The organism is Ensifer adhaerens, from assembly GCF_002007205.1.
Taxonomy (GTDB): domain Bacteria; phylum Pseudomonadota; class Alphaproteobacteria; order Rhizobiales; family Rhizobiaceae; genus Ensifer; species Ensifer adhaerens_D.
Genome location: NZ_LAZS01000005.1, coordinates 196695 through 218690, shown reverse-complemented (window position 1 = coordinate 218690; position 21996 = coordinate 196695). Strand labels below are relative to the sequence as shown.

Below are 21996 nucleotides of genomic sequence, written 5' to 3'. Positions count from 1 at the left end.
GGTCAGAATTCTTCCCAGTTTTCACCGGAGGCCGTCGTCGACGGCACCGAGCCCGGTTTGTTGCCGAATGCGCCCGCAAGCTTGCCCATCAGGGCCTTGGCGGGAGATGGAGTTGGAAACGAGGCCATTTTGGCAGCGCCGATCTTGCGCAGCGGCACCGCTTCGCTGGTGCCCTTGGCGACCGGCCGCTGAACGGCTGAAACCGAAGGTTTTTTCGTCTGCACCGGCGCAGCGGTCCTTGCCGCTGGCGTCACAGGGGCCGGCCCCGCCGTCGGCATGGCGCGCTGCATCGTGTGCCCTTCGCGGAACTGGCCGACGAGGTCCGTCAGGCGTTCGGCGTCCTGCGCCAGCGTGTGGCTCGACGCGTTGGTCTGCTCGACCATCGCGGCGTTCTGCTGCGTCATCTGGTCGAGCTGGCCGACGGCAGTGCTGATCTCGCTGAGGCCCGTCGACTGCTCGCGCGCCGCCATCACGATCGATGTCATGAGTTCATTGATCCGAGCGACATCGGTACCGATCCGCCCCAGCGCGTCGCCGGTCGCCCGCACCAGCTTGACGCCGGTGCCGACCTCGTTGCCTGACCGGCTGACGAGCGCCTTGATGTCCTTGGCAGCACCTGCGGCACGCTGCGCCAGTTCGCGCACCTCCTGCGCCACCACCGCAAAGCCCTTGCCCGCCTCGCCCGCCCGCGCGGCCTCGACGCCGGCGTTCAGCGCCAGAAGATTGGTCTGGAAGGCGATTTCGTCGATGACGTTGATGATCTTGCCGATTTCGTTCGAGGCACCCTCGATGCGCGCCATGGCGGCAATCGCCTCGCCGACGATGCGGCCGGACTCCTCGGCATTGTTGCGGGTCTGGTCGACCATCTGGCTTGCCTCTTCGGCGCGCTGGGTCGCGGTGCGGACCGTAACGGTAATCTCGTCCAGCGCCGCCGAGGTCTGCTCCAGCGAAGCCGCCTGCCGCTCGGTGCGGCGGGCCAGATCGTCGGCCGCCGTGCGCATCTGCCGCCCGTTCGATTCAATGGAGAGTGCGTTGTCCTTGACGCTCGAAAGCACCACGCGCAGCCGCTCGACCGTCTGGTTGAAGTTCTGCCGGAGCTGGTCGAGATTGCCGTCGAAGGGCCGATCGATCGCAACGGCAAGGTCACCCTCGGCAAGCTGCGTCAGGGCGCGGCCGAGATTGTCGATCGCCGTCTGGATGCGGCGCACCGCCTCCTCGCGCTCCTGCTGCTGCTGTTCGCGTTCCTTCTCGATCTCGCGGCGGCTGTGGGCAGCACTCTGCTCGAGCGATTGCTTCTCGATCGCCGACAGGCGGAAGAGGTCGACGGAGCGCGCCATGGCGCCGATCTCGTCGCCGCGGTCGAGCGCTTCCAGCTTGGTCGAAAGTTCGCCTTTCTGGATCCGCTGCATGCCGTCGCGCAAGGCGAGAATGCCGCGCCTGAGGGTGCTACCGTGGAACCAGAGCAGATAGAGAAGCGTGGCCATGGCAAGAAGGCCGGAGGCGAGTTGAATCTGGAACGCCTGGTCGGAGACCGCGCGCGCCTCGGCGACGCGCGTCCGGACCAGCGTGGTTGCCGCGTCGGAGAGGCTGGCAAGTGCTGCGGCGACCCGTTCGCCGGCGCCGTCGATCGCATCGTCGATCTTGCCGAAGTCGTCGGCCGAAGCCTTGCCTTCGATCAGCGTCTTCAGGTCGGTGCCGATCGCCTGGCGCAGTTCCGCCACGTCGGCGTCAAAGGTCGAAAGCGCATCGCTGCGACCGATGAGGCCGGCGAGCGCCTTGATATCGGTCGATTTCGTCTCGAGCAATTGCAGGATCTCAGCGATGCTGGCGGCGCGCGCCGGCTGGATCGCCCCCTCCTCGCGGTCGATGATGCTGTCCATCGCATTGAGCACGAGATTGGTGGTCGCGAGCCGGATCTCTTCGACCGTGGTCAGGCCGTTCTGCGCGGTGATCGCCCCCTTGAGGGTGTCGTTCGCGCGTCCGCCCTCGTACCAGCCGACCCCGAGCACGGAGCCAAAACCGACGAAGGCCGCACCGGCAAGGGTTGCCAGCCGCTGGCTTACGGAAAGATTGCGCTTCAATGGGGAAGACGAGGCAGTCATAGACAGTCCATGCTCACGGACCCGGCGCGGGCCGGATCCTCCGTTAGGATCGATGCGGAAAACCGGGCTCGATCAAACCGGATGACCTCATGTCATGTCGGAGCCAAACGCTCCCCCGCGCTGGAAAAACACTGTCAAACAGACCTTAAACATTCGCTAAGGCGCCCCGCCGATCCCCAGGGAAAGCGCCTTATTTTCGAGATCGCGCATATTTATCGCAAGCACCGGTTTTCCCGGCGATCAACGGCACAATCGATCAGGGCGGCAGCCCCTGGTTTTTCACCCTTGTCCGGCGTCGGGCTCACCCGCCATAAGTGCGCGACGCTCGGGCCGGCTTCCCCTTCCCGCGCGAGATGTTATGATTGCGCCCATGAACACGAAGACCCAGCGCTCGATCCGCCTGCCACTCGCCGCCACCCTTGCGGCCGCGATCGCCATCGTCCTCCTGCTCGCCTTCCGCGGCTGGATGGAAAACGGCGCCGAGATGTTCCTCGCCCTCGCCCAGTCCGGCCTTTCCTGGTGCTTTTAGCGCGACCACGCTTCCAAGTTTTGCCCCTCACCCTAACCCTCTCCCCGCTTGCGGGGAGAGGGGACGAGAGCGAGCGAGACGTCACCGTGCGGTTCTCCTGCGGCGGGGTTGGGGCACCGGGGACTCATTGTCGGAGCGGGAGATCGCCACACGGCTCCTTCTCCCCGTCATGACGGGGAGAAGGTCGCGGCAGCGGGATGAGGGGCAGCCTCTGATCTCGGCCCGCCCACAACCTGCGGCAATTGTCCCATTTGCGCGGCCTCGGTGAAGGCGGTATCAAGGGCCGATCAACCGGACACGGCCGTCCTCGGCCCCAACAAATCGGTAGCACGCATGAAAACCATCCGCATCGTCCTCTGGACCGCCGTCGTCGTCATGGCGGGTATCCTGGGCTGGCTGAGCTATGAAATGACGCAGTCGAAAGAGCAGGCCGCCTCCGGCCCCTTCGGCGTTCCCTTCACGCTGGTCGCCCAGGACGGCAAGGAAATCACCGAGAAGGCCTTCACCGGCAAGCCGACCGCGCTCTTCTTCGGCTTCACCCATTGCCCCGAGGTCTGCCCGACGACGCTGTTCGAGCTGAACGGCTGGCTGGAAAAGGTCGACCCCGAAGGCAACAAGCTGCAAGCCTATTTCATCACCGTCGACCCCGAGCGCGACACGCCCGAAATCCTCGGTCAGTACGTCTCCAACGTCTCCAAGCGCATCACCGGCATTTCCGGCCCGGCCGACAAGGTCATGGAGATGGTCAAGGGCTTCCGCGTCTACGCCAAGAAGGTTCCGGTCGACGCCGCCAAGCCGGACGGCGAGTACACCATGGACCACACCGCGTCGGTCTTCCTGCTGGACGCGAATGGCAAGTTCTCCGGCACGATCGCCTATGAGGAGAACCCGGAGACCGCGGTCAAGAAACTGGAAAACCTCACCAAGGGCTGAGCCCTTTAATCGTGACCGCGAAGATGCAAGCGCCGGCCCCGTCCGGCGCTTTGCCTTTGTGGGGCAATCGTGATAGCGCACAGCACACGATTGCCGACGCTTGGCGCACCCTTCCACGGTTTGATGCGGGCGGCGGATTTCCCAGCCGAAGGACGGACCCTTGAGCGAGATCAGACTTTTCGTCACCACCACCGAAAAGCAGGCGGAAGCCGTGCTCGACCGCATGAGCGAGGTCTTCGGCGAAGAGGACTTTGCGATCGGCACAACGGAAGTCGACGAGAAGCGCGACATCTGGGAAGCCTCGATCTACATGATGGCGGTCGACGAGGAGGGTGTGAACGAACGCCTCGCCGAAGCGCTCACGCAAGACTTCGGCCATCTTCCGATCGAGCGCGAAGTGCTGCCCGATATCGACTGGATCGCCAAGTCGCTCGAAGGCCTCGCGCCGGTTCGCGCCGGCCGCTTCGTCGTCCACGGCTCGCATGACCGCGATAAGGTGAAGACCGGCGAGATCGCAATCGAGATCGATGCCGGCCAGGCCTTCGGCACCGGCCACCACGGCACCACTGCCGGCTGTCTCGAAGTGCTCGCCTCGGTCGCGCGCACCCGCACCGTGAAGAACGTGCTCGACCTTGGCACCGGCAGCGGCGTGCTGGCGATCGCCGCCTGGAAGCTGATGCACGTGCCGGTGCTCGCCACCGACATCGACCCGATCGCCACCCGCGTCGCGGAGGAAAACGCCCGGGTGAACGGCGTCGTCACCGGCATGACCTTTGCCACTGCACCCGGCTTCCACTCGACCGCCTTCAGCAGCAACGGGCCGTTCGACCTCATCATCGCCAACATTCTCGCCCGCCCCTTGATGAAGATGGCGCCGCAGCTCGTCGCCAACCTCGCCCCCGGCGGCTCGGTCATTCTCTCGGGCATTCTTGCCGAACAGCGCTGGAAGGTGCTTGCTCACTACAACGGCCAGCACCTGCGCCACGTGCGCACCATCTGGCGCAACGGCTGGGTGACGATTCATCTGGAGAAGTGAGGCGCGACTGGGCGACCGCCACAGACGCGTGCCGCCCGGCCAGATGCATTCTATTCATTGCTGAGGTAAAAGCCCCCTCATCCGGCTGCCGCCACCTTCTCCCCGCAAGCGGGGCGAAGGGACCTGCGGCGCTCTCTTGCCCAATCACAACCGCCGGCTTGTCGCCAGGCTATGCGACCCGCGTCCCTCGGGGGTGTGCCGGGCTTCGGGCACGTCCCCTCGCCCCGCCTGCGGGGAGAGGTTAGGGTGAGGGGCTTGGGTCGACATATAAACGCGCACCAGGCAGCAACGACCATCTGGGAATTGCGAGCATTAAGGGCTGTCACAGGGCAGGATCTTGGGTTTCCATCAGCCAAACAAACCTGACCAGCGCGTCGCGCTCGGCCAAGTCTGCACCTCCAAAGAGGCCGTACTCACCATAAATCGGCTTCCACCCTTCTGCGACGAGTTCCCCATCGATTACGTTTTGATACCATTCCTCAGGCTTGAGAACATACACCCCATCGTCGCGCTGGACGATCCAAACGCGCCTTAGGCTGTCGACGCCTTGAAGGAGTTTGACTGCTTTGTCTTCAGTGGCGGACTCTGAACGCATCTTTTGCCATTCTCCTCAAAAAGCAGCGCGGCATCCATTTAACGATCAGAAGCACGACGAACAATGTAGAACCCGCGGTTCTACCTAGTTGCGGAGGAAAAACGAAAAGGCCGCCTCGTCCATCATGACGGGCGGCCTTTCGAAACTTAGGCGATGCCGGAGGCATCGCCTGCTGGTTGGCTTGTGACCAACCATGCCCGCGAGCCTGAGGAGGAGGAGTGCTCGAGCGGGCGTCTACCGTTCCGAAGCTGACCACCCTTGAGGGAGGAGGAGAACAGAGTGACCAACTATTCTCGGAACCGCAGCTTTTTGAACCACCGGATGTTCGTCCGTGTTCGTTGAGGCGGCTTATAAACTATTATTCCGATAGAGAAAGAGTTTTCTGAGCATGGGTGCCATGCACTGAGCGCATATGTATGGCAAGTGAGCAATTGCCCTCCTCTCGGCTTGCAACCTGAGGCATTGCGAGAACCGTGGGCGGGCCGCCTCTTACAGGATATCGCCTCTTTCCCGCCACGGGCCATTTCCGCTAACATGGCGCCACATCTTTCCCGCGGTCTGCCGCTCAATGTACCGGAATTCCCTCATGTTTCAGTCTTTTGAAGTCACCTCCACGCCGCAGTTCGGCAAGGAGCGCACCGAAGCCCTGCGCGCGTCCTTCGCGGCCCTTGGCATCGACGGCTTTCTCGTGCCGCGCGCCGACGAGTTCCAGGGCGAATACGTGCCCGCCTCGTCCGAGCGCCTGTCGTGGCTGACGGGCTTTACCGGCTCGGCCGGCGTTGCGCTGATCACGCGGCGTGAAGCCGTCGTCTTCGTCGACGGACGTTACGTCACGCAGCTCAAGGAACAGGTGGATGGCAGCGTCTTTACCGGCGGCGACCTCATCGGCGAGCCGCCGCATCTCTGGTTGGAAAACCATGGGCCCAAGGGCTTCAAGCTCGGCATCGATCCCTGGGTTCATACCGGCGCCGAAGTGCGACGGCTGGAAAAGGCGCTCGCCACGCTCGGCGGCGCGCTCGTCTTCCTCGATCACAATCCGCTCGACAGGATTTGGAGCAACCGCCCGGCCGCCCCGCTCGGCAAGGTCACGATCCAGCCGATCGAACATGCGGGCACGCTTGCCAAGGACAAGATCGCGACGATCGCTTCCGGCCTCGACAAGGCGGGCGCTTCGGCCGTCGTGCTGACCGACCCCTCCTCCGTCGCCTGGACCTTCAACATCCGCGGGTCCGACGTACCGCACACACCGCATCCGCTGGCGCGCGCTATCATCCATGCCGACGGCCACACCGAGCTCTTCCTCGACAAGCGCAAGACCGGGATCGAGCAGGAGGCCTACCTCACCCAGATCGCCGACATCGTCTCACCCTCGACCTTCGACGACCGTCTGCGGGCTCTCGGCACCGCCGGCGCCTCCGTCATGATCGATCCCGATCTCGCCTCCTTCGCCATTTCCGAGCTGATCCGCTCCAAGGGCGGCAAGATCGTCGAAGCGGTCGACCCGGCCCGCCTGCCGCGCGCCCAGAAGAACAAGGCCGAGATCGAAGGTTCGACCCGCGCCCATCTGCAAGATGGTGCCGCCATGGTCGAGTTCCTTGCCTGGCTCGACAGCCAGCAGCCGGGCACGGTCACCGAGATCGGCGCCACCAACCAGCTCGAAGCCGCCCGCGCCACCGTCGGCGAGCGCATGCAGAACCCGCTGAAGGACATCTCCTTCGACACGATCTCCGGCGCCGGCGCCCATGCGGCAATCATGCACTACCGCGTCACCACCGCCACCGATCAGGCGATCGAAGCGGGCACGATGTTCCTGATCGATTCCGGCGCGCAGTATATCAACGGCACCACCGACATCACCCGCACGGTCGCCATCGGCGCCGTTCCCGAGGAGCAGAAGCGCTTCTTCACCCTGGTATTGAAAGGCATGATCGCGATCAGCCTGGCGCGTTTTCCCAAGGGCTCGCGCGGCGTCGACCTCGATCCGCTCGCCCGCATTGCGCTTTGGAAGGCGGGCGCCGACTATGCCCACGGCACCGGCCATGGCGTCGGCTCCTATCTCTCGGTGCATGAAGGCCCGCAGCGCATCGCCCGGCTTTCCACCCAGGAGCTTCTGCCCGGCATGATTCTTTCCAACGAGCCCGGCTACTATCGCCCCGGCGCCTTCGGCATCCGCATCGAAAACCTCATCGTGGTGCAGCCGGCGACGACGGTTGACGGCGGCGACCTGCCGATGCTCGGCTTCGACACGATCACCTTCTGCCCGATCGACCGCCGCCTGGTGCTGCCGGCGCTTCTGACCGACGAGGAACTCGGCTGGCTCAACGCCTATCACGCCGAGACGCGCGAAAAGCTGATGCCGCTGCTTGCGAGCGACGAGACCCGCGACTGGCTGAAGGCCGCAACGGAAGCGCTTTCACGCTGAGTCAGGCTCTCTGCTGGGCTCCTGCTGTCGCGGGAGCCCACACAACGAGGCGTCGCGCAGCCGATTGCGTGCTGCGCCCTCTCCGGCCAGACCTTGGTCTCCGGAATCCCGGCCTCTCGTTCAGATGCCCAGAAGCTTCTTCGCTTCGCCAAGCGAGGCCTCCGAACCGGCGTGATCGCCAGCCTGGTGCTGTGCCTCACCCTTGGTGCGCAATTCCTTGACCTTGGCCATGTCGGCATCGGACAGGGAAGCGGTCTGCATGGCCGCATCGATCGCCTTCATCATGGTCGGGCATTGATTGGCAAAGGCCGTTGCCGGCGCGAGCGCCAGCAAAAGGGCAATAGAGATCCTGGTCAACATGGTCGCTCCTCCACCGCCGGGAGGCTTCATGCGGTGACGTCGCACGCCACCTGACGGGGTATGTCCTGCCTCTCCGGCAACGGCAGAGATCATAGTCCAGGATGCGCGCGCCGCCAATCGAAACGGGCGCAACGGATCCGTCCACGGCTTCGCACACCGCCGCGGACGGGCGTCCTACATCGCCAGATGCCGGATCACCATGACCACCACCCAGCCGATGACGAGCATGCGCAGGGTCGAGAGGTTCAGCCCGAGCGCGATGGCAAAGGCGACGAACATGGCGATCGTCACGTCGAGCCCGCCGTAGACGAAGGCCGGGGCCACCAGCGTCGTCAGAACGGCTGCGGGAACGGCGTTGAGCGCCGCCTCAAGCCGCGGCGGGATCTCTTTCATCTGGGTGATCAGGATATAGCCGCCGACGCGCGTCAGGAAGGTCGCGACCGCGGCCGCGATGATCAGGTAGATGAGGTTGAGGTGTTGCGGATCCATGCTCACGCCTCCTTCTCGACGGCGGCGGGTGCGGGCGCCTGATTGCTCGGCGGCAGGCACGCGGCAAGCACGATGCCGGCAAGCGCGCCGATGCTCACATGCCAGGGCGAACCGACGAAGTGCATGCCGGCAACCGAGGCGAGACCCGAGACCGCGACGATCGGCAGGAACCGGTCACGCTTGCGGAAGCCCATGACCAGCCCCATGAAGTAGACGGGTAGCAGCACGTCGAGGCCGATCGCCTTCGGGTCGCCGATCATCTGGCCGAAGATCGCGCCGATGAGCGTGTTGATGATCCAGGGTATGTAGATGATCAACCCGAAGCCGAGATACCAGGAAAAGCTGATCGGCAGGCCGCGCTCGCCGCGCTTCTCGGTCTCGGCATATTGCGGGTCGACCAGAAGGAAGAACGCGAGGAACTTCTGACCGAAGGTGAAGTGCCGGACATATTTGGCGATCGAGGCCGAATAGAGCACGTGGCGGAAGTTGACGGCAAAGACCGAAAGCACCACCAGCCAGGGCTGGACGTTGTTGCCGAAAAGCTCGATGCCGACCATCTGGCTGGCACCGGCATAGACGGTCGCGCTCATGAACACCGCATCGGCAATGGTAAAGCCGTTGTCGACCGCAAGCGCCCCGAACAGCGCGCCGAAGGGCGATGCCGCCAGCATGATGGGAAAGCCGCCACGGACCCCTTCCCAGAAATCGTCTTTTGTCATGGAAACCTCCGCCGGCCGAGACGAACGAGTGCGCCGTGCGGCCGGTGCCGGACTGATAGGCGCTTGCGCCCCCGGCAACAATTCAAATGCGCTGATACATTGATTGAATTTTATGATGCCTTGCCCGAACAAGGCTTGAACAAAATGCGCACCGATCAAGAAACCGGTGCGCAGAATATCAAGATCTTGGATGCCTTGGGCGCAACCGCGTCTTATTTCTTGACCTGGAACGTGTGCTCGATACCCGGGAAGGTCCGCGCCTTCACCTCGGCCGCATAGTCCTCGGCTGCCTTGGAGATTGCCGGGGCAAGCTCGGCGAAGTGCTTGACGAAGCGCGGCTTGAAGTCGTTGAAGAGACCGAGCATGTCGTCAGAGACGAGGATCTGGCCGTCACAGGCGGGCGATGCGCCGATGCCGATGGTCGGCGAGCGCAACTCGGCCGTGATCTCGCGGGCGACCGGCTCGACCGTGCCCTCGATCACGATGCCAAAAGCACCGGCATCGTCGATCGCCTTGGCGTCGCGGCGGATCTTTGCCACTTCCTTGTCGTTGCGGCCGACCGACCGGTAGCCGCCTGTCGTGTTGACGAGCTGCGGCATCAGGCCGACATGGCCGAGCACCGGGATACCGCGGTTGACGAGGAACTCGACCGTCTCGGCCATTTCCGCCCCGCCTTCGAGCTTCACCGCGCTGCAGCCGGTTTCCTTCAGGATACGCGCCGCACTGCGGTACGCCTGCTCCTTCGATTCCTGGTAGGAACCGAAGGGCATGTCGATGACCACGCAGGCCTGCTGCGAGCCGCGCATGACCGCCTGGCCGTGGGCGATCATCATTTCGAGCGTCACCCCGACGGTCGTATCAAGACCGTAGAGCACCATGCCGACGGAATCGCCGACCAGCAGGAAATCCACATGCGGATCGAGCAGCCTTGCGATCGGCGTCGTATAGGCCGTCAGGCTGACGATCGGGCGCTCGCCCTTCAGCGCTTCGATATTGGCGGGGCTGAGCCGGCGCTTCTGGGACTGCACGCTCATGTCAGGCAACCTTTTTGAATGACGCGGATTTCGGGGCGATCACGCGGTTGTCGAGCAGCTTCGTCGTGCCGAAGCGGACGAAGAGAAGCAGCAGCACCGGCCGGTCGCCGATCGTCTCGATCGTCTCCAGCGTCTCCGGATCGCGTACGGCCACGACTTCGGGCCTGGCCAGCGGCTCGCTCGAAAGAAATTCGGTGACGGCCTTTTCAAGCGTCGTCACGTCGCTGACGCCGGAGGCGACAAAACGCGCCGCTTCATCCAGCGCCTTCGGCACGATCGCCGCGGCGCGGCGCTCGTCTGCCGTCAGGTAGACATTGCGCGACGAACAGGCGAGCCCGTCGGCCTCGCGCACCGTCGGTACGCCGATGACAGTGACCGGCTGGGCGAGATCGTCGACCATGCGGCGGATGATCTGTAACTGCTGGAAATCCTTCTCGCCGAAATAGGCGCGGTCCGGCTGGACGATGTTGAAGAGCTTGGTGACGACGGTGGCAACGCCGGCGAAATGACCGGGGCGCACGGAGCCCTCGAGCTCGCTGCCAAGCGTCGGCACGTCGACCACCGTTTCCATCGGTCGCGGATACATGTCGGCAACACCGGGGGCAAAGAGATAGTCGACATTGCCCTCTTCGAGCATCGCCTGGTCGCGGGCGAGATCGCGCGGATATTTGGAAAGATCCTCGTTGGCGCCGAACTGCAGCGGATTGACGAAGATGCTGGCAACGACGATGTCGTTTTCCTCGCGGGCCCGGCGCATCAACTCCATATGGCCGACATGCAGGTAGCCCATGGTCGGCACGAAGCCGACCGTCTTGGCGGCGCGTCTATGCTCGGCAAGCGCTGCACGCAGCTCGGCGATGGTGGTGAACGTCTTCATCTCCGGACCCTCCAATCCGCGCCGGCGCCCTGACCTTTGGGGTGCTGGCGCGCTACCTTCGGAGATGGCCGCGACCTGCTCCGCGAAAAGGCATTTGCATAAAATTCGGCTGCAATCCTCTATCTTGTGCAGCGCAAAAAAACAATCGGATTGATGACAGCTTCGTGACGCTCAGCCGCGCTTGACTTCCACCGGCAGCCTGTCACGGTTGGCCATCGATGCCACCTGCAACCCACGCTGGAGAGCGAGATGAAACCCTGCCTGCGCCTTCTCGGCATTCTTCTTCCGACGCTTGCCTTGGCCGGTGCGGCCGAAGCCAAGATCCCGCTCGTCAACGCCACCTGCCCCGGCAAGATCGATGTTCACGCCGATGAGGGCGGCCCGATCTACATCAACGGCAAGGAAGCCAAGCTGAAGGTGTTCAACGAGAACTATTACGAGGCCAAGGGCGCCGGCGTCACCATCTCTCTCAGCATCAATCCCGATGGAACGTCCAGCGTCTCCTACACCGGCAAGGGCGGGGCCAATGGGGTCTGCACTGTGAAATAGTTGGCTGCACTCGAAGTAACTTCGGAGTTATCCAAAGTCCTCATGGGGCGCGAAAGGCGCCTCACTCTCCCCTCATCCTCGCCCTCGTGGCGGTGATCCAGCGACCCGACGTCCGTCGGGTCAAAGGACGACTAGCCCAAGGACTTGGGCTTCTGGATTCCTGTGACAAGCACAGGAATGAGGGAGGATTTCAAGGCCGAATTCTCTCCGCGACTTACGCCGAGAGCGCGATGCCCCCTTCAGCAAGCGACGCCGATCACTTGCGCGCCTCGCCGCCTACTTCCCGACCCGCTGCTGCAGATGCTGCGGATAGCGGGCACCCCGCACCTCGACGGCGGAGAGCGCCGTCTGGATCTCGCCAAGCTCCGCGGCCGTGAGCGTGACACCGGCCGCCCCCAGATTTTCTTCCAGCCGGTGCCGCTTCGTCGTGCCGGGGATCGGCACGATCCACGGCTTCTGCGCCAGGAGCCACGAAAGCGCGATCTGCGCCTTGGTCACACCCTTGGCCTCGGCAATGGCGCCGAGCAGATCGACCAACGCCTGGTTGGCGCGCCGCGCCTCGGGCGAGAACCGCGGCACGATCATGCGGAAATCGCTTTTGTCGAAGGTCGTGTTCTCGTTGATCGCGCCCGTCAGGAACCCCTTGCCGAGCGGGCTGAAGGGCACGAAGCCGATGCCGAGCTCCTCGAGCAGCGGCAGGATCTCGGTCTCCGGCTCGCGCCACCAGAGCGAATACTCGCTCTGCAGCGCCGTGACCGGCTGCACCGCATGTGCGCGGCGGATCGAGGCGGCGCCCGCCTCCGACATCCCGAAATGGCCGACCTTGCCCGCGGCGATCAGGTCCTTCACCGCGCCGGCGACATCCTCGATCGGCACGTTCGGATCGACGCGGTGCTGGTAGAAGAGATCGATCCGATCCGTCCGCAGCCGCTTCAGCGCCGTTTCGGCCACCTGCCGAATACGCTCCGGCCGGCTGTCCAAACCCTGAGTGACATCGCCGTTGAGGAAGCCGAACTTGGTGGCGATCACCACTTCATCGCGGATCGGCGCCAGCGCCTCGCCGACCAGGTCCTCGTTGCCCGTATAGGCCTCGGCGCTGTCGAAGAAGGTCACGCCGAGCTCATGCGCCGTGCGGATGAGCTTGATCGCGTCCGTGCGCTCCGTTGCCGGGCCATAGCCGTAGCTGAGGCCCATGCAGCCGAAGCCGATAGCCGAGACTTCGAGATTACTCTTTCCAAGTTTGCGTTTCTGCATTGTCATTCTCCTTGATCAGGCCGCGAAGTCGAAGGACTTCGAGCGGCAAGTCTGGCAGGCTACTTCGCCTCCGCGCCGTATTCGGTGTCGGTCACCTTCGCCATCCAGTCGACCGCCTTGCCGTCGAGGGACTCCTGGATGGCGATATGGGTCATGGCGGTCGTCGGCGCGGCCCCGTGCCAGTGTTTTTCGCCCGGCTCGAACCAGATGACGTCGCCCGGCCGGATGATTTCGACCGGCCCACCCGCCCGTTGGACGCGGCCAAGTCCGGAAACGACGATTAGCACCTGTCCGAGCGGATGCGTGTGCCAGGCCGTGCGGGCGCCGGGCTCGAAAGTGACGGTATTGCCGGCAGCGCGCGCCGGTTCGCGCACCGGAAACAGCGGGTCGATGCGAACCGTGCCGCTAAACCAGTCTTCCGGCCCCTTGGCCGAGGGTTGCGAACCGCTTCTCCTGATGTCCATGACGTCTTCTCCTTGGCAGACCCGGGCGATCCGCCGGCTGTCTTGCTGCTCTGCACAATTTAGTCGTGGCTGGCGCCAGCGATTAGATGGTATAAACGGCATGGACCTATGAGAGGTGTTCATGAATGCTGCGCGAAAACATCAACGACCTCATCGCCTTCTCGGCTGTGGCGCGCGAGCGCAGCTTCACGCGAGCCGCGGCTCAACTCGGCGTTTCCCAATCAGCGCTCAGCCACGCGATGCGGGCGCTTGAGGCACGGCTTGGCGTGCGCTTGCTTACCCGCACCACTCGCAGCGTCTCGCCGACGGAAGCCGGCGAACGGCTGCTTGCCACCCTCGTCCCGCATCTGGAGCAACTGGAAACGGAACTGACAGCGCTCAGCGACATCCGGGACAAGCCGGCAGGCACGGTGCGTTTCACCACCGCCGAGCACGCGGCCGAAACCGTGCTCTGGCCGAAGCTCGAAAAGCTCCTTCCCGACTATCCCGAAATCAAGGTCGAGATAACAATCGACTATGGCCTCACTGACATCGTGGCCGAGCGCTATGACGCCGGCGTTCGCCTCGGCGAACAGGTGGCCAAGGACATGATCGCCGTGCGCATCGGTCCGGACATGCGCATGGCCGTGGTCGGCGCGCCCGCATATTTCGAGAAACACCCGAAGCCCGTCGTCCCGCAGGACCTGACCCAGCACCGCTGCATCAACCTGAGGCTACCCACCTATGGCGGCATCTATGCCTGGGAGTTCGAAAAGGACGGCCGCGAGCTGAAGGTCCGGGTCGACGGACAACTGGTCTTCAGCCGGCTCGCCCACCGGCTGACCGCCTGCCTCGCCGGCTTCGGCCTCGCCTTCGCGCCCGAAGAATCGGTGCTTACCCACATCGCCGAGGGTCGGCTGATCCGGGTACTTGAAGACTGGTGCGATCCGTTCCCCGGCTACCATCTCTACTACCCCAGCCGCCGCCAGTCTTCGCCGGCTTTTGCGGTGCTGGTGGAGGCGTTGCGGTATCGGGGGTAATCGCGACAGACCGGCTTCTCGGCGCGACCAGAAATTGCTGTTGAAAACCTTTGCATGCACCCCACATCTCCCAGGCTCAAAAAAAAAATCTTTGAGCCGCTGTCGGGATCGTCGACCGGCATTCGTCCTTAGGGCAACTCCAGGAAAAGTGCGACGCGGTTTTCCGTCGGGAGTTGCGCCAATCAAAGAGTTGGATCGCTCCGCGGTTTCGTCGAAACTACGAAGTGATCAGATCCGTAAAACACAAAATCCATTCCAAGGAGCATTTCATGCGCATGATTTTCGTAAACCTGCCGGTCAAGGATCTCAAGGCGTCGCGCGCGTTCTTCGCCGCCCTCGGCTTCACCTTCAACGAGCAGTTCTCCGATGAGACCGCCGCCTGCACGGTGATCTCGGACAATATTTTCGTCATGCTTCTGACCGAGCCGAAGTTCCGCGACTTCATCACCGGCGAAATCAGCGACGCCAGGAAGGGCACAGAAGTCATCACCGCCCTTTCCGCTTCCAGCCGCGCCGAAGTCGACGACATGCTCGCCAAGGCGCTCGCCGCCGGCGCCAAGCCGTGGAAGCCGGCGCTCGACTACGGATTCATGTACGGCATCTCCTTCCAGGACCTCGACGGTCACGTCTGGGAATTCATGTGGATGGACCAGGAAGCAGCCCAGCAGCAGGGCTGATTTTCCAAGACAACGCCACCAGCCCAGCGCCCGCCGCCGAAAGCGGCGGGCGTTTTTGTGTGATCGAATGATCGCAGTGCCGGCCGAAGCATGCGACTGGCCCCGATTTGAGAAGAAAGCGTCCAGAAAACCCGATAGTGGGGAGCGCAGACGAATGGCGCGCGAGGCACAGCTTCGCTCGCAAGCATGCAGGAATGAGGTATCCCATGTCCACGAAGGTCGAAGCCAAGCACTGGTCCAAGGTCGAGCTCTTGCACGAGACCGTGCGCAACCCGAACATTCACGTGCGTGGCACCAACAGCTACTACAGCAACGCCTGGACCGGTTCCTTCGAGGACAGTGTAGTTCGCTACCTCTATGGCGACGACTACAGCCTCAAGGCCTGGGAGCCGCAATGGCCGATCGACCAGTTGCGGATCGGCGACTATGTCGCGATCGGCGCCGAGGCGGTGATCCTCATGGGCGGCAACCACACCCATCGCACCGATTGGGTGAGCCTCTATCCCTTCGTCGACGTGATCGGCGAAGCCTATGTCGGCAAGGGCGACACCATTATCGGCGACGGCGCCTGGATAGGCATGCGCGCCATGATCATGCCGGGTGTCACTCTTGGTGAAGGCGCCGTCGTCGCGTCGGGCGCCATCGTGACGAAGGACGTTGCACCCTACACCATCGTTGCGGGGAACCCTGCCCGCCCCGTGCGCCAGCGTTTCCCCGCGGCCGACGTCGAGACGCTGCTTGCGCTCGGCATCTACCGTTGGGAACGGGCAAAGTTCGACGAACTGCGCCCCTTCATCTGCGCCGACGATATCGCCGCTCTGAAAGCCGCGTCCGAAGATTACGATAGCCGGCAGGCGTAACCACGCAGGCTGATCACGCCCGATCGGCGGGGATCACCCGCCGATCAGCGCCAGCCACTCGTCCTCGTCCATGGTCTCAACGCCCAGCTCGCGGGCCTTGTCGAGCTTCGATCCGGCGCCGGGACCGGCAACGACGATATCCGTCTTCTTCGACACGGAACCCGCCACCTTTGCCCCGAGGCTTTCAGCCTTGGCCTTGGCTTCGTCACGGGTCATCTTTTCGAGCGAACCGGTGAAGACGACGGTCTTGCCGGCGACCGGGCTGTTGCTCGCAACCGGCGCTTCCGCCGCCTCCGGCGTCACCTCGGACAGCAGCCGGGTGACCACTTCCAGATTGCGCGGCTCCTTGTAGAATTCGACGATGGCGCGGGCGACGACCTCGCCGATGCCGTCGATGCTGTTGAGCTCGTTCCAGGCGTCGCCGGTAAACGTCGAAGCCTCGCTCATCGCCTCGCCGAAATGCGCGTAATTGCCATAGGAGCGCGCCAACAGCTTCGCCGTCGTTTCGCCGACATGGCGGATGCCGAGTGCGTAGATGAAGCGGTGCAGTGCTATCGAGCGGCGCGTGTTGATCGCCTCATAAAGCTTGCGCACGCTGACGCGGCCGAAACCGTCGATGTTTTCGAGCTTGGTAAGCGACGCCTCCTGGCGCTTTTCCAGCGTGAAGATATCGGGCGCCGTGCGGATCGAGAGCGTCGGGTCTTCGCTTTCGAAGAAGAACTCGATCTGCTTCGAGCCGAGTCCCTCGATGTCATAGGCATTGCGCGAGACGAAGTGCTTCAGGTGCTCGACCGCCTGCGCCCGGCAGACGAAGCCGCCGGTGCAGCGGCGCACCGCATCCACCTTGCCGGTCTTCTCGTTGATGTCGCGCACCGCATGGCTGCCGCAGACCGGGCATGTGGTCGGGAAACGATAGGGCTCGGAGCCTTCCTTGCGCTCGTCCATGACAACATCGACGATCTGCGGGATGACGTCGCCGGCGCGCTGCACGATCACCATGTCGCCGAGGCGGATGTCGCGGCCCTCGCGGATCGGCTCGCCCGAATTGCCGAGGCCCTTGATGTAGTCCTCGTTGTGCAGCGTCGCATTGGTGACGACGACGCCGCCGACGGTGATCGGCTCGAGCCTTGCCACCGGCGTCAGCGCGCCGGTGCGGCCCACCTGGATGTCGATCGCCGTCAGCCGGGTGAAGGCCTGCTCGGCCGGGAACTTGTGCGCCGTCGCCCAGCGCGGCGAGCGCGAGCGGAAGCCGAGGCGCGCCTGCAGGTCGAGCCGGTCGACCTTGTAGACGACACCGTCGATATCGTAGTCGAGGTCCGGCCGCTCGCGCTCGATGTGGTGGTAGTGCTCGAGCAGCGCATCGGCCGAGGGGAGCCGTTGCATCAGCGGGTTGACCGGGAAGCCCCAGCTCTTGAACACCTCGACCATGCCCATCTGGGTATCGGCAGGCATCTCCGACATTTCACCCCAGGCATAGGCGAAGAAGCGCAGCTTGCGGCTGGCCGTCACCTTGGCGTCGAGCTGGCGCAGCGACCCGGAAGCGGTGTTGCGCGGGTTGACGTAGAGCGGCTTGCCCTGCGCCGCCATCTCCGCGTTGAGTGCTGCAAAGTCCGACTTCGCCATGTAGATTTCGCCGCGCACCTCGACGATGTCAGGGGCGCCGGAAGGCAGCGTCTGCGGGATCATGCCGATGGTGCGGATATTGGCGGTGACGTTCTCGCCGGTCGTGCCGTCGCCGCGCGTTGCCGCCGTCACCAGCCGGCGGTTTTCGTAGCGCAGCGACATGGAGAGCCCGTCGATCTTAGGCTCGGCGGTAAAGGCGATCGAATTATCAGGCAGCTGCCCGAGGAAACGATAGATCGAAGCGACGAAGTCCCGCGCATCCTCGTCGGAAAACGTGTTGTCCAGCGACAGCATCGGCCGGGCGTGCACGACCGGCTGGAAGGTGACGGACGGTGCTGCCCCGACCTTCTTCGACGGGCTGTCCTCGCGGACGAGTGCCGGAAAGTGCTGCTCGATCGCGTCGTTGCGCCGCTTCAGCGCGTCATAGTCCGCGTCCGAGATCTCCGGCGCGTCCTGGCCATGATAAAGCGCGTCGTGGCGCGCCAGTTCGGCGGCGAGAAAGGCAAGCTCTTCGGCCGCTTCCGTTTCGTTGAGATTCTCGACGGGTTTCAATTCTTGGGACATACGCGACAACTCCGGATTCGGTACCGTTTTGTAGAGCAACCGCTGGGAAAGAAAAGACCGTCCGGCGTCGTCGGCTCACGCGCCCGTGGCATTGGCGATATCAGGCGTGAGGCCGGCAAGCGGCCTGACATCCAGCTCGCACAAGCGTTCGTAGCGCTTCTGGTAGCGGGCGCGGATGGCCTCCAGGTCCCGCCTGTGGACGCCACGCCTGCAGTAGATCCATTTTCCTTCCGCCTGGCCGCGCATCACCCGGCTTACCGGCTGCAGGCCGAACATCTTCAGGATCGCAGCACCGCCCTTGTCCCAGCCGATACTGTAGATGTCGATGCCATCGGGCGGGAACCTGTGGTGTTCGAGGATCGCCGAAACCGTCGCCCAGACGAGAATGCCGTTCTGCCGGCGGCGCTCGGCACGCATGGAATCGAGGAGAAAGCTGAGATTGAGGATGGTCGCGAGATAGACGACCTTCGCCTTTCGCGCCTGCGGATGGGCAAGCAGTCCGCTCGCCAGCAGATTGTCGAAGGCATAATGCCCCTGCAGGAACAGTTTGAAGTGGTTCTTCTCGAAGGCGTAGTAGTCGATGAAGCCGAAGATGTTGCCGTCGGGGTCCTGCAGGCAGATCAGGCTGTAGGGGTCGGAATGGAACGCTCTCATATCCTCTTCGGGATCGATCGCGCCGCTGCGAAACACATCCTGTGCCTTGCGGACGACCTCATAGGCGACCGCCGTCGGCGCCGGGACGCGGACAAGATAGGAACGGTCCCCTTGCGCACAGGGCGCCACAAGCGCCAGCGGCGTGGCTTCGTCCGCGTTCGGCGGCTGAGGAGCGGCCTCCTCCTCCGGCATGAACTGCCAGGCGTGTCGTAGCCTTGCGACAAGAGATGCTGCAATCACGGCGATCGCAACGCACGCGAACACCCCGAAGCCGCCCAGTTCCTGGTTCGCTTCCCTTATCGTCAGGATGAGGCCGGCATAGGCGAGCGCGATGAGCAGGATCAGTTCCGGATGCGCACGCATCTGCGCAAACCGGATCTCCAGTCTATGCTGAAGTTTCTCCCACATGCCCGAAGTGCCCCAACCGCAGAGGAAATAGAACACGGGTGCAGCGGCGCAACAATTCAACCAAAAGGCTTAGGAAGCCGAAGGCCGTGGGGTCGGATGAACACTTGAAGACATCGCATCCTTCAGCCGCCAATGTTGGCGGCAGGACGATCTAGCCGTTGCCGGAGAGCAGGCGAGCGGCAGCCGCCCTCGCCTCTTCGGTGATCGAGGCGCCGGCAAGCATGCGGGCGATTTCCTCGGTGCGCGCCTTGTCGTCCATGCGGGCGACACGGGTGGAAATCATCTCGGCCTTTTCGGCCGAAGGCCCCTTGGAGATCAAGAGATGCGTGGCGGCCCGCGCGGCAACCTGCGGCGCGTGGGTGACGGAGAGCACCTGCACCGTGCCGGAAAGCCGCTTCAGCCGCTGGCCGATGGCATCGGCCACCGCACCGCCGACACCGGTGTCGATTTCGTCGAAGACGAGGGTCGGCGCCGAGCCGCGATCGGCCAGCGCCACCTTCAGCGCCAGGAGAAAGCGCGAGAGTTCGCCGCCCGAAGCCACCTTCATGATCGGCCCTGGCCGCGTGCCGGGGTTGGTCTGGACGTGGAACTCGACAAGGTCGATACCGTCGACCGTCGGCTGGGACGGATCGCTTTGCACCTCGACCATGAAGCGCGCACGCTCGAGCTTTAGCGCCGGCAGTTCGGCCATGACAGCGTCGGAAAGGGCGGTCGCCGTATGGCGACGCTTTTCCGACAACGAGCGTGCCGAAGCGTCGAACGCCACCCGCGCCGCGCCGACCTGCGCATCGAGCTGCTTCAGCTTTTCCTCGCCGGCGTCGAGATCGGCAAGATCGGATATCATGCGAACGGCGAGCGCCGGCAGTTCCGTCACCGGAACCGAATATTTGCGGCTGGCGGCGCGCAGTGCGAACAACCGCTCCTCCACCCGCTCCAGTTCCTTCGGATCGAATTCGGTATTGCGCAGCGCCCGTTCCACCGACATCTGCGCATCCGAAAGCTGGTTGAGCGCACCGTCGAGCAGTTCGACCGTTTCTTCGAGCAGGCCCGGCGCTTCCTGGCTCTTGCGCTCGAGACGGCGCACCAGCGAGGCAATCAGCGGAACCGGCGAGGCGTTGCCGTTCAGGAATTCCGAGGCCTCATTGATGTCGCCGGCGATGCGCTCGGCCTTCATCATCCGCGCCCGGTTCTCGGCAAGCTCGTCCTCTTCACCGTCGCGGGGGCTCAGCTTCTCCAGTTCCTCGACCGAAGAGCGCAGATAGTCCGCCTCGCGCGCAGCCGCCTCGACCCGCTCGCGGTGCTTCTTCAGGCCGCGCTCGGCATCCTTCCAGGCGCGATAGAGTTCGCTCACATGCGCCGCCTCGTCGGCGGTGCCGCCAAAGGCGTCGAGAAGCGTGCGGTGCGCGTCGATATCGACGAGCGCGCGGTCGTCGTGTTGTCCGTGGATTTCGACGAGCGTCTGGCCGAGCTGGCGCATCAGCTGGACGCTGATCGGCTGGTCGTTGACATAGGCCTTGGTGCGGCCGTCGGCCGACTGCACGCGGCGGAAGATCAGGTCGCCGTCGTCGTCGATGCCGTTTTCCCTGAGCATCAGCCGGGCCGAATGACCCATGGGCACGTCGAAGACCGCCGTCACCTGCCCCTTGTCGGAGCCGTGGCGGACGAGCGAACCGTCCCCGCGCCCGCCAAGGGCGAGCGACAGACTGTCGAGAAGGATGGACTTGCCGGCCCCGGTTTCACCGGTCAGCACCGAGAGCCCGGCGTCGAAATTGAGATCAAGCCGTTCAATCAGGACGATATCGCGGATCGAGAGCTGGGCCAGCATCCGGGGTCATATCTTCCTTGAAGGGCGCCGATAAATATCAGGCGCCGACGAGTTTCTTGGCGGCACGCGAGATCCAGGAGTTGCCGCTTTCGCGTGGCTCGAGGCCACTCGACTGCAGCAGCTTGAACGAATCGGCGTACCACTGGCTGTCCGGATAATTGTGGCCGAGAACGGCGGCAGCGGTCTGCGCCTCCTGGGTCACGCCCATCGCGAAATAGGCCTCGGTCAGCCGCGCCAGAGCTTCTTCTACCTGGTTGGTGTTCGGATATTGCTCGATGACGACGCGGAAACGCGACACGGCGGCAAGGTATTCCTTGCGCTCCAGATAGTAGCGGCCGACCTGCATTTCCTTGCCGGCCAGCTGGTCGCGGGCAAAGCGGATCTTCGACTTGGCGTCGTCGACATATTCGGATTCCGGGTAGCGGTCGACGACCGCCTGCATGGCCTCGATCGCCTTGAACGCCGGCTTCTGGTCCTGCGTCACCGCCGGGATCTGCTTGGTATAGGCAAGCCCCTGGATGTACTGCGCGTAGGCCGCGTCTTCCGACTGCGGATAGAGATTGAGGTAGCGGCCGGTGGCGTTGATCGCCTCCTGGTATTGACCGTTGCGGTAGGAAACGAAGGCGTTCATGACCAGCGCCTTGCGGGCATATTCCGAGAACGGATGCTGGCGATCGAGCGCTTCGAACTTGCGCGCCGCTTCCGTCGTCTTGCCGGCATTGAGGTTGGCAAGGCCCTGGTTGTAGAGCACTTCCGGCGGATCGGTCTCGGCCGTCAGCTTGGTGATGTCGATATCGGGATCGTTCTGGCAGGCGGTAATCAGGGCGCTGCCGGCAACGGCCGCGACAATGACGGCGGCGATGCGCGCTGACTTTTTCAAATCCACAGAAACTGCAAGAACCATCGGATATTCCCGTTCCACTCTGCGGGCGACCCCGCCAGACATGCGCTTTTAGAGCAAGTTACCTTGAGACCGCAACGTCATGATCGGTGATTCATGCAA

21 protein-coding genes are annotated in these 21996 nt (G+C 63.8%); 8 read left to right on the top strand and 13 right to left on the bottom strand.

Annotation, left to right across the window (positions count from 1 at the left end; genetic code table 11):
- Positions 1–2: 2 nt before the first annotated feature.
- Positions 3–2102, bottom strand: coding sequence for a methyl-accepting chemotaxis protein (locus XB14_RS04710; protein ID WP_077960517.1), 2100 nt, complete (start codon positions 2100–2102; stop codon positions 3–5).
- A gap of 370 nt (positions 2103–2472) precedes the next feature.
- Between XB14_RS04710 and XB14_RS33070 the strand changes: the two genes are divergently transcribed.
- From XB14_RS33070 to XB14_RS04700, 3 genes are all read left to right on the top strand, one after another.
- Positions 2473–2631 (top strand): hypothetical protein, encoded by a 159-nt coding sequence (locus XB14_RS33070; protein WP_179119527.1) that lies wholly within the window; start codon positions 2473–2475, stop codon positions 2629–2631.
- Positions 2632–2964: 333 nt separating this feature from the next.
- The gene (locus XB14_RS04705; protein ID WP_077960516.1) at positions 2965–3564 is read left to right on the top strand and encodes an SCO family protein; all 600 of its coding nucleotides are present in this window, start codon (positions 2965–2967) and stop codon (positions 3562–3564) included.
- Positions 3565–3724: 160 nt separating this feature from the next.
- On the top strand, positions 3725–4600 hold the full coding sequence (locus tag XB14_RS04700; protein WP_077960515.1) for a 50S ribosomal protein L11 methyltransferase: 876 nt from the start codon (positions 3725–3727) through the stop codon (positions 4598–4600).
- 322 nt (positions 4601–4922) lie between these two features.
- On the opposite strand, the gene XB14_RS04695 is transcribed toward XB14_RS04700, so the two are convergent.
- Positions 4923–5195, bottom strand: coding sequence for a hypothetical protein (locus XB14_RS04695; protein WP_077960514.1), 273 nt, complete (start codon positions 5193–5195; stop codon positions 4923–4925).
- A 586-nt stretch (positions 5196–5781) separates the two neighbouring features.
- On the opposite strand from XB14_RS04695, the gene XB14_RS04690 reads away from it, so the two are divergent.
- Positions 5782–7617, top strand: coding sequence for an aminopeptidase P family protein (locus XB14_RS04690; RefSeq protein WP_077960513.1), 1836 nt, complete (start codon positions 5782–5784; stop codon positions 7615–7617).
- A 120-nt stretch (positions 7618–7737) separates the two neighbouring features.
- Here the strand turns inward: XB14_RS04690 and XB14_RS04685 are convergent, their stop codons facing one another.
- The 5 genes from XB14_RS04685 to panC all read right to left on the bottom strand — a co-directional run bounded on the left by XB14_RS04685 (position 7738) and on the right by panC (position 11096).
- Entirely contained in the window at positions 7738–7977 is a 240-nt protein-coding gene (locus XB14_RS04685; protein WP_077960512.1) for a hypothetical protein, read from the bottom strand.
- 174 nt (positions 7978–8151) lie between these two features.
- Complete coding sequence (locus XB14_RS04680; protein ID WP_077960511.1) at positions 8152–8466, bottom strand: AzlD family protein; 315 nt, start codon at positions 8464–8466, stop codon at positions 8152–8154.
- 2 nt (positions 8467–8468) lie between these two features.
- A complete protein-coding gene (locus XB14_RS04675) occupies positions 8469–9185 on the bottom strand; it encodes an AzlC family ABC transporter permease (RefSeq protein WP_077960510.1) in 717 nt (238 codons plus the stop codon).
- Positions 9186–9397: 212 nt separating this feature from the next.
- The gene (panB, locus tag XB14_RS04670) at positions 9398–10219 is read right to left on the bottom strand and encodes a 3-methyl-2-oxobutanoate hydroxymethyltransferase (protein WP_077960509.1); all 822 of its coding nucleotides are present in this window, start codon (positions 10217–10219) and stop codon (positions 9398–9400) included.
- 1 nt (position 10220) lies between these two features.
- A complete protein-coding gene (panC, locus tag XB14_RS04665) occupies positions 10221–11096 on the bottom strand; it encodes a pantoate--beta-alanine ligase (protein ID WP_077960508.1) in 876 nt (291 codons plus the stop codon).
- 249 nt (positions 11097–11345) lie between these two features.
- Between panC and XB14_RS04660 the strand changes: the two genes are divergently transcribed.
- Entirely contained in the window at positions 11346–11645 is a 300-nt protein-coding gene (locus tag XB14_RS04660; protein ID WP_077960507.1) for a hypothetical protein, read from the top strand.
- A gap of 276 nt (positions 11646–11921) precedes the next feature.
- Here the strand turns inward: XB14_RS04660 and XB14_RS04655 are convergent, their stop codons facing one another.
- Positions 11922–12899, bottom strand: coding sequence for an aldo/keto reductase (locus XB14_RS04655; protein ID WP_077960506.1), 978 nt, complete (start codon positions 12897–12899; stop codon positions 11922–11924).
- Between the two features lie 59 nt (positions 12900–12958).
- Positions 12959–13363 (bottom strand): cupin domain-containing protein, encoded by a 405-nt coding sequence (locus XB14_RS04650; protein WP_077960505.1) that lies wholly within the window; start codon positions 13361–13363, stop codon positions 12959–12961.
- Between the two features lie 125 nt (positions 13364–13488).
- Here XB14_RS04650 and XB14_RS04645 point away from each other — a divergent pair, with 125 nt between their 5' ends.
- The 3 genes from XB14_RS04645 (at position 13489) to XB14_RS04635 (ending at position 15919) form a co-directional block, all read left to right on the top strand.
- Positions 13489–14382 (top strand): LysR family transcriptional regulator, encoded by an 894-nt coding sequence (locus tag XB14_RS04645; RefSeq protein WP_077960504.1) that lies wholly within the window; start codon positions 13489–13491, stop codon positions 14380–14382.
- 269 nt (positions 14383–14651) lie between these two features.
- Positions 14652–15059 carry a VOC family protein gene (locus XB14_RS04640; protein WP_077960503.1) on the top strand — a complete coding sequence of 136 codons (408 nt, stop codon included), beginning with the start codon at positions 14652–14654 and terminating at the stop codon, positions 15057–15059.
- Between the two features lie 206 nt (positions 15060–15265).
- Positions 15266–15919, top strand: coding sequence for a CatB-related O-acetyltransferase (locus XB14_RS04635; RefSeq protein WP_077960502.1), 654 nt, complete (start codon positions 15266–15268; stop codon positions 15917–15919).
- 33 nt (positions 15920–15952) lie between these two features.
- Here the strand turns inward: XB14_RS04635 and ligA are convergent, their stop codons facing one another.
- The 4 genes from ligA to XB14_RS04615 form a co-directional block, all read right to left on the bottom strand.
- On the bottom strand, positions 15953–18106 hold the full coding sequence (gene ligA, locus XB14_RS04630) for an NAD-dependent DNA ligase LigA (RefSeq protein ID WP_077960501.1): 2154 nt from the start codon (positions 18104–18106) through the stop codon (positions 15953–15955).
- Positions 18107–18181: 75 nt separating this feature from the next.
- The gene (locus XB14_RS04625) at positions 18182–19168 is read right to left on the bottom strand and encodes a hypothetical protein (protein WP_143348227.1); all 987 of its coding nucleotides are present in this window, start codon (positions 19166–19168) and stop codon (positions 18182–18184) included.
- 151 nt (positions 19169–19319) lie between these two features.
- Positions 19320–20993, bottom strand: a complete 1674-nt coding sequence (gene recN / locus XB14_RS04620; protein ID WP_077960499.1) for a DNA repair protein RecN — start codon at positions 20991–20993, stop codon at positions 19320–19322.
- Positions 20994–21030: 37 nt separating this feature from the next.
- Positions 21031–21897 (bottom strand): outer membrane protein assembly factor BamD, encoded by an 867-nt coding sequence (locus tag XB14_RS04615; protein ID WP_077960498.1) that lies wholly within the window; start codon positions 21895–21897, stop codon positions 21031–21033.
- Positions 21898–21996: the final 99 nt, after the last annotated feature.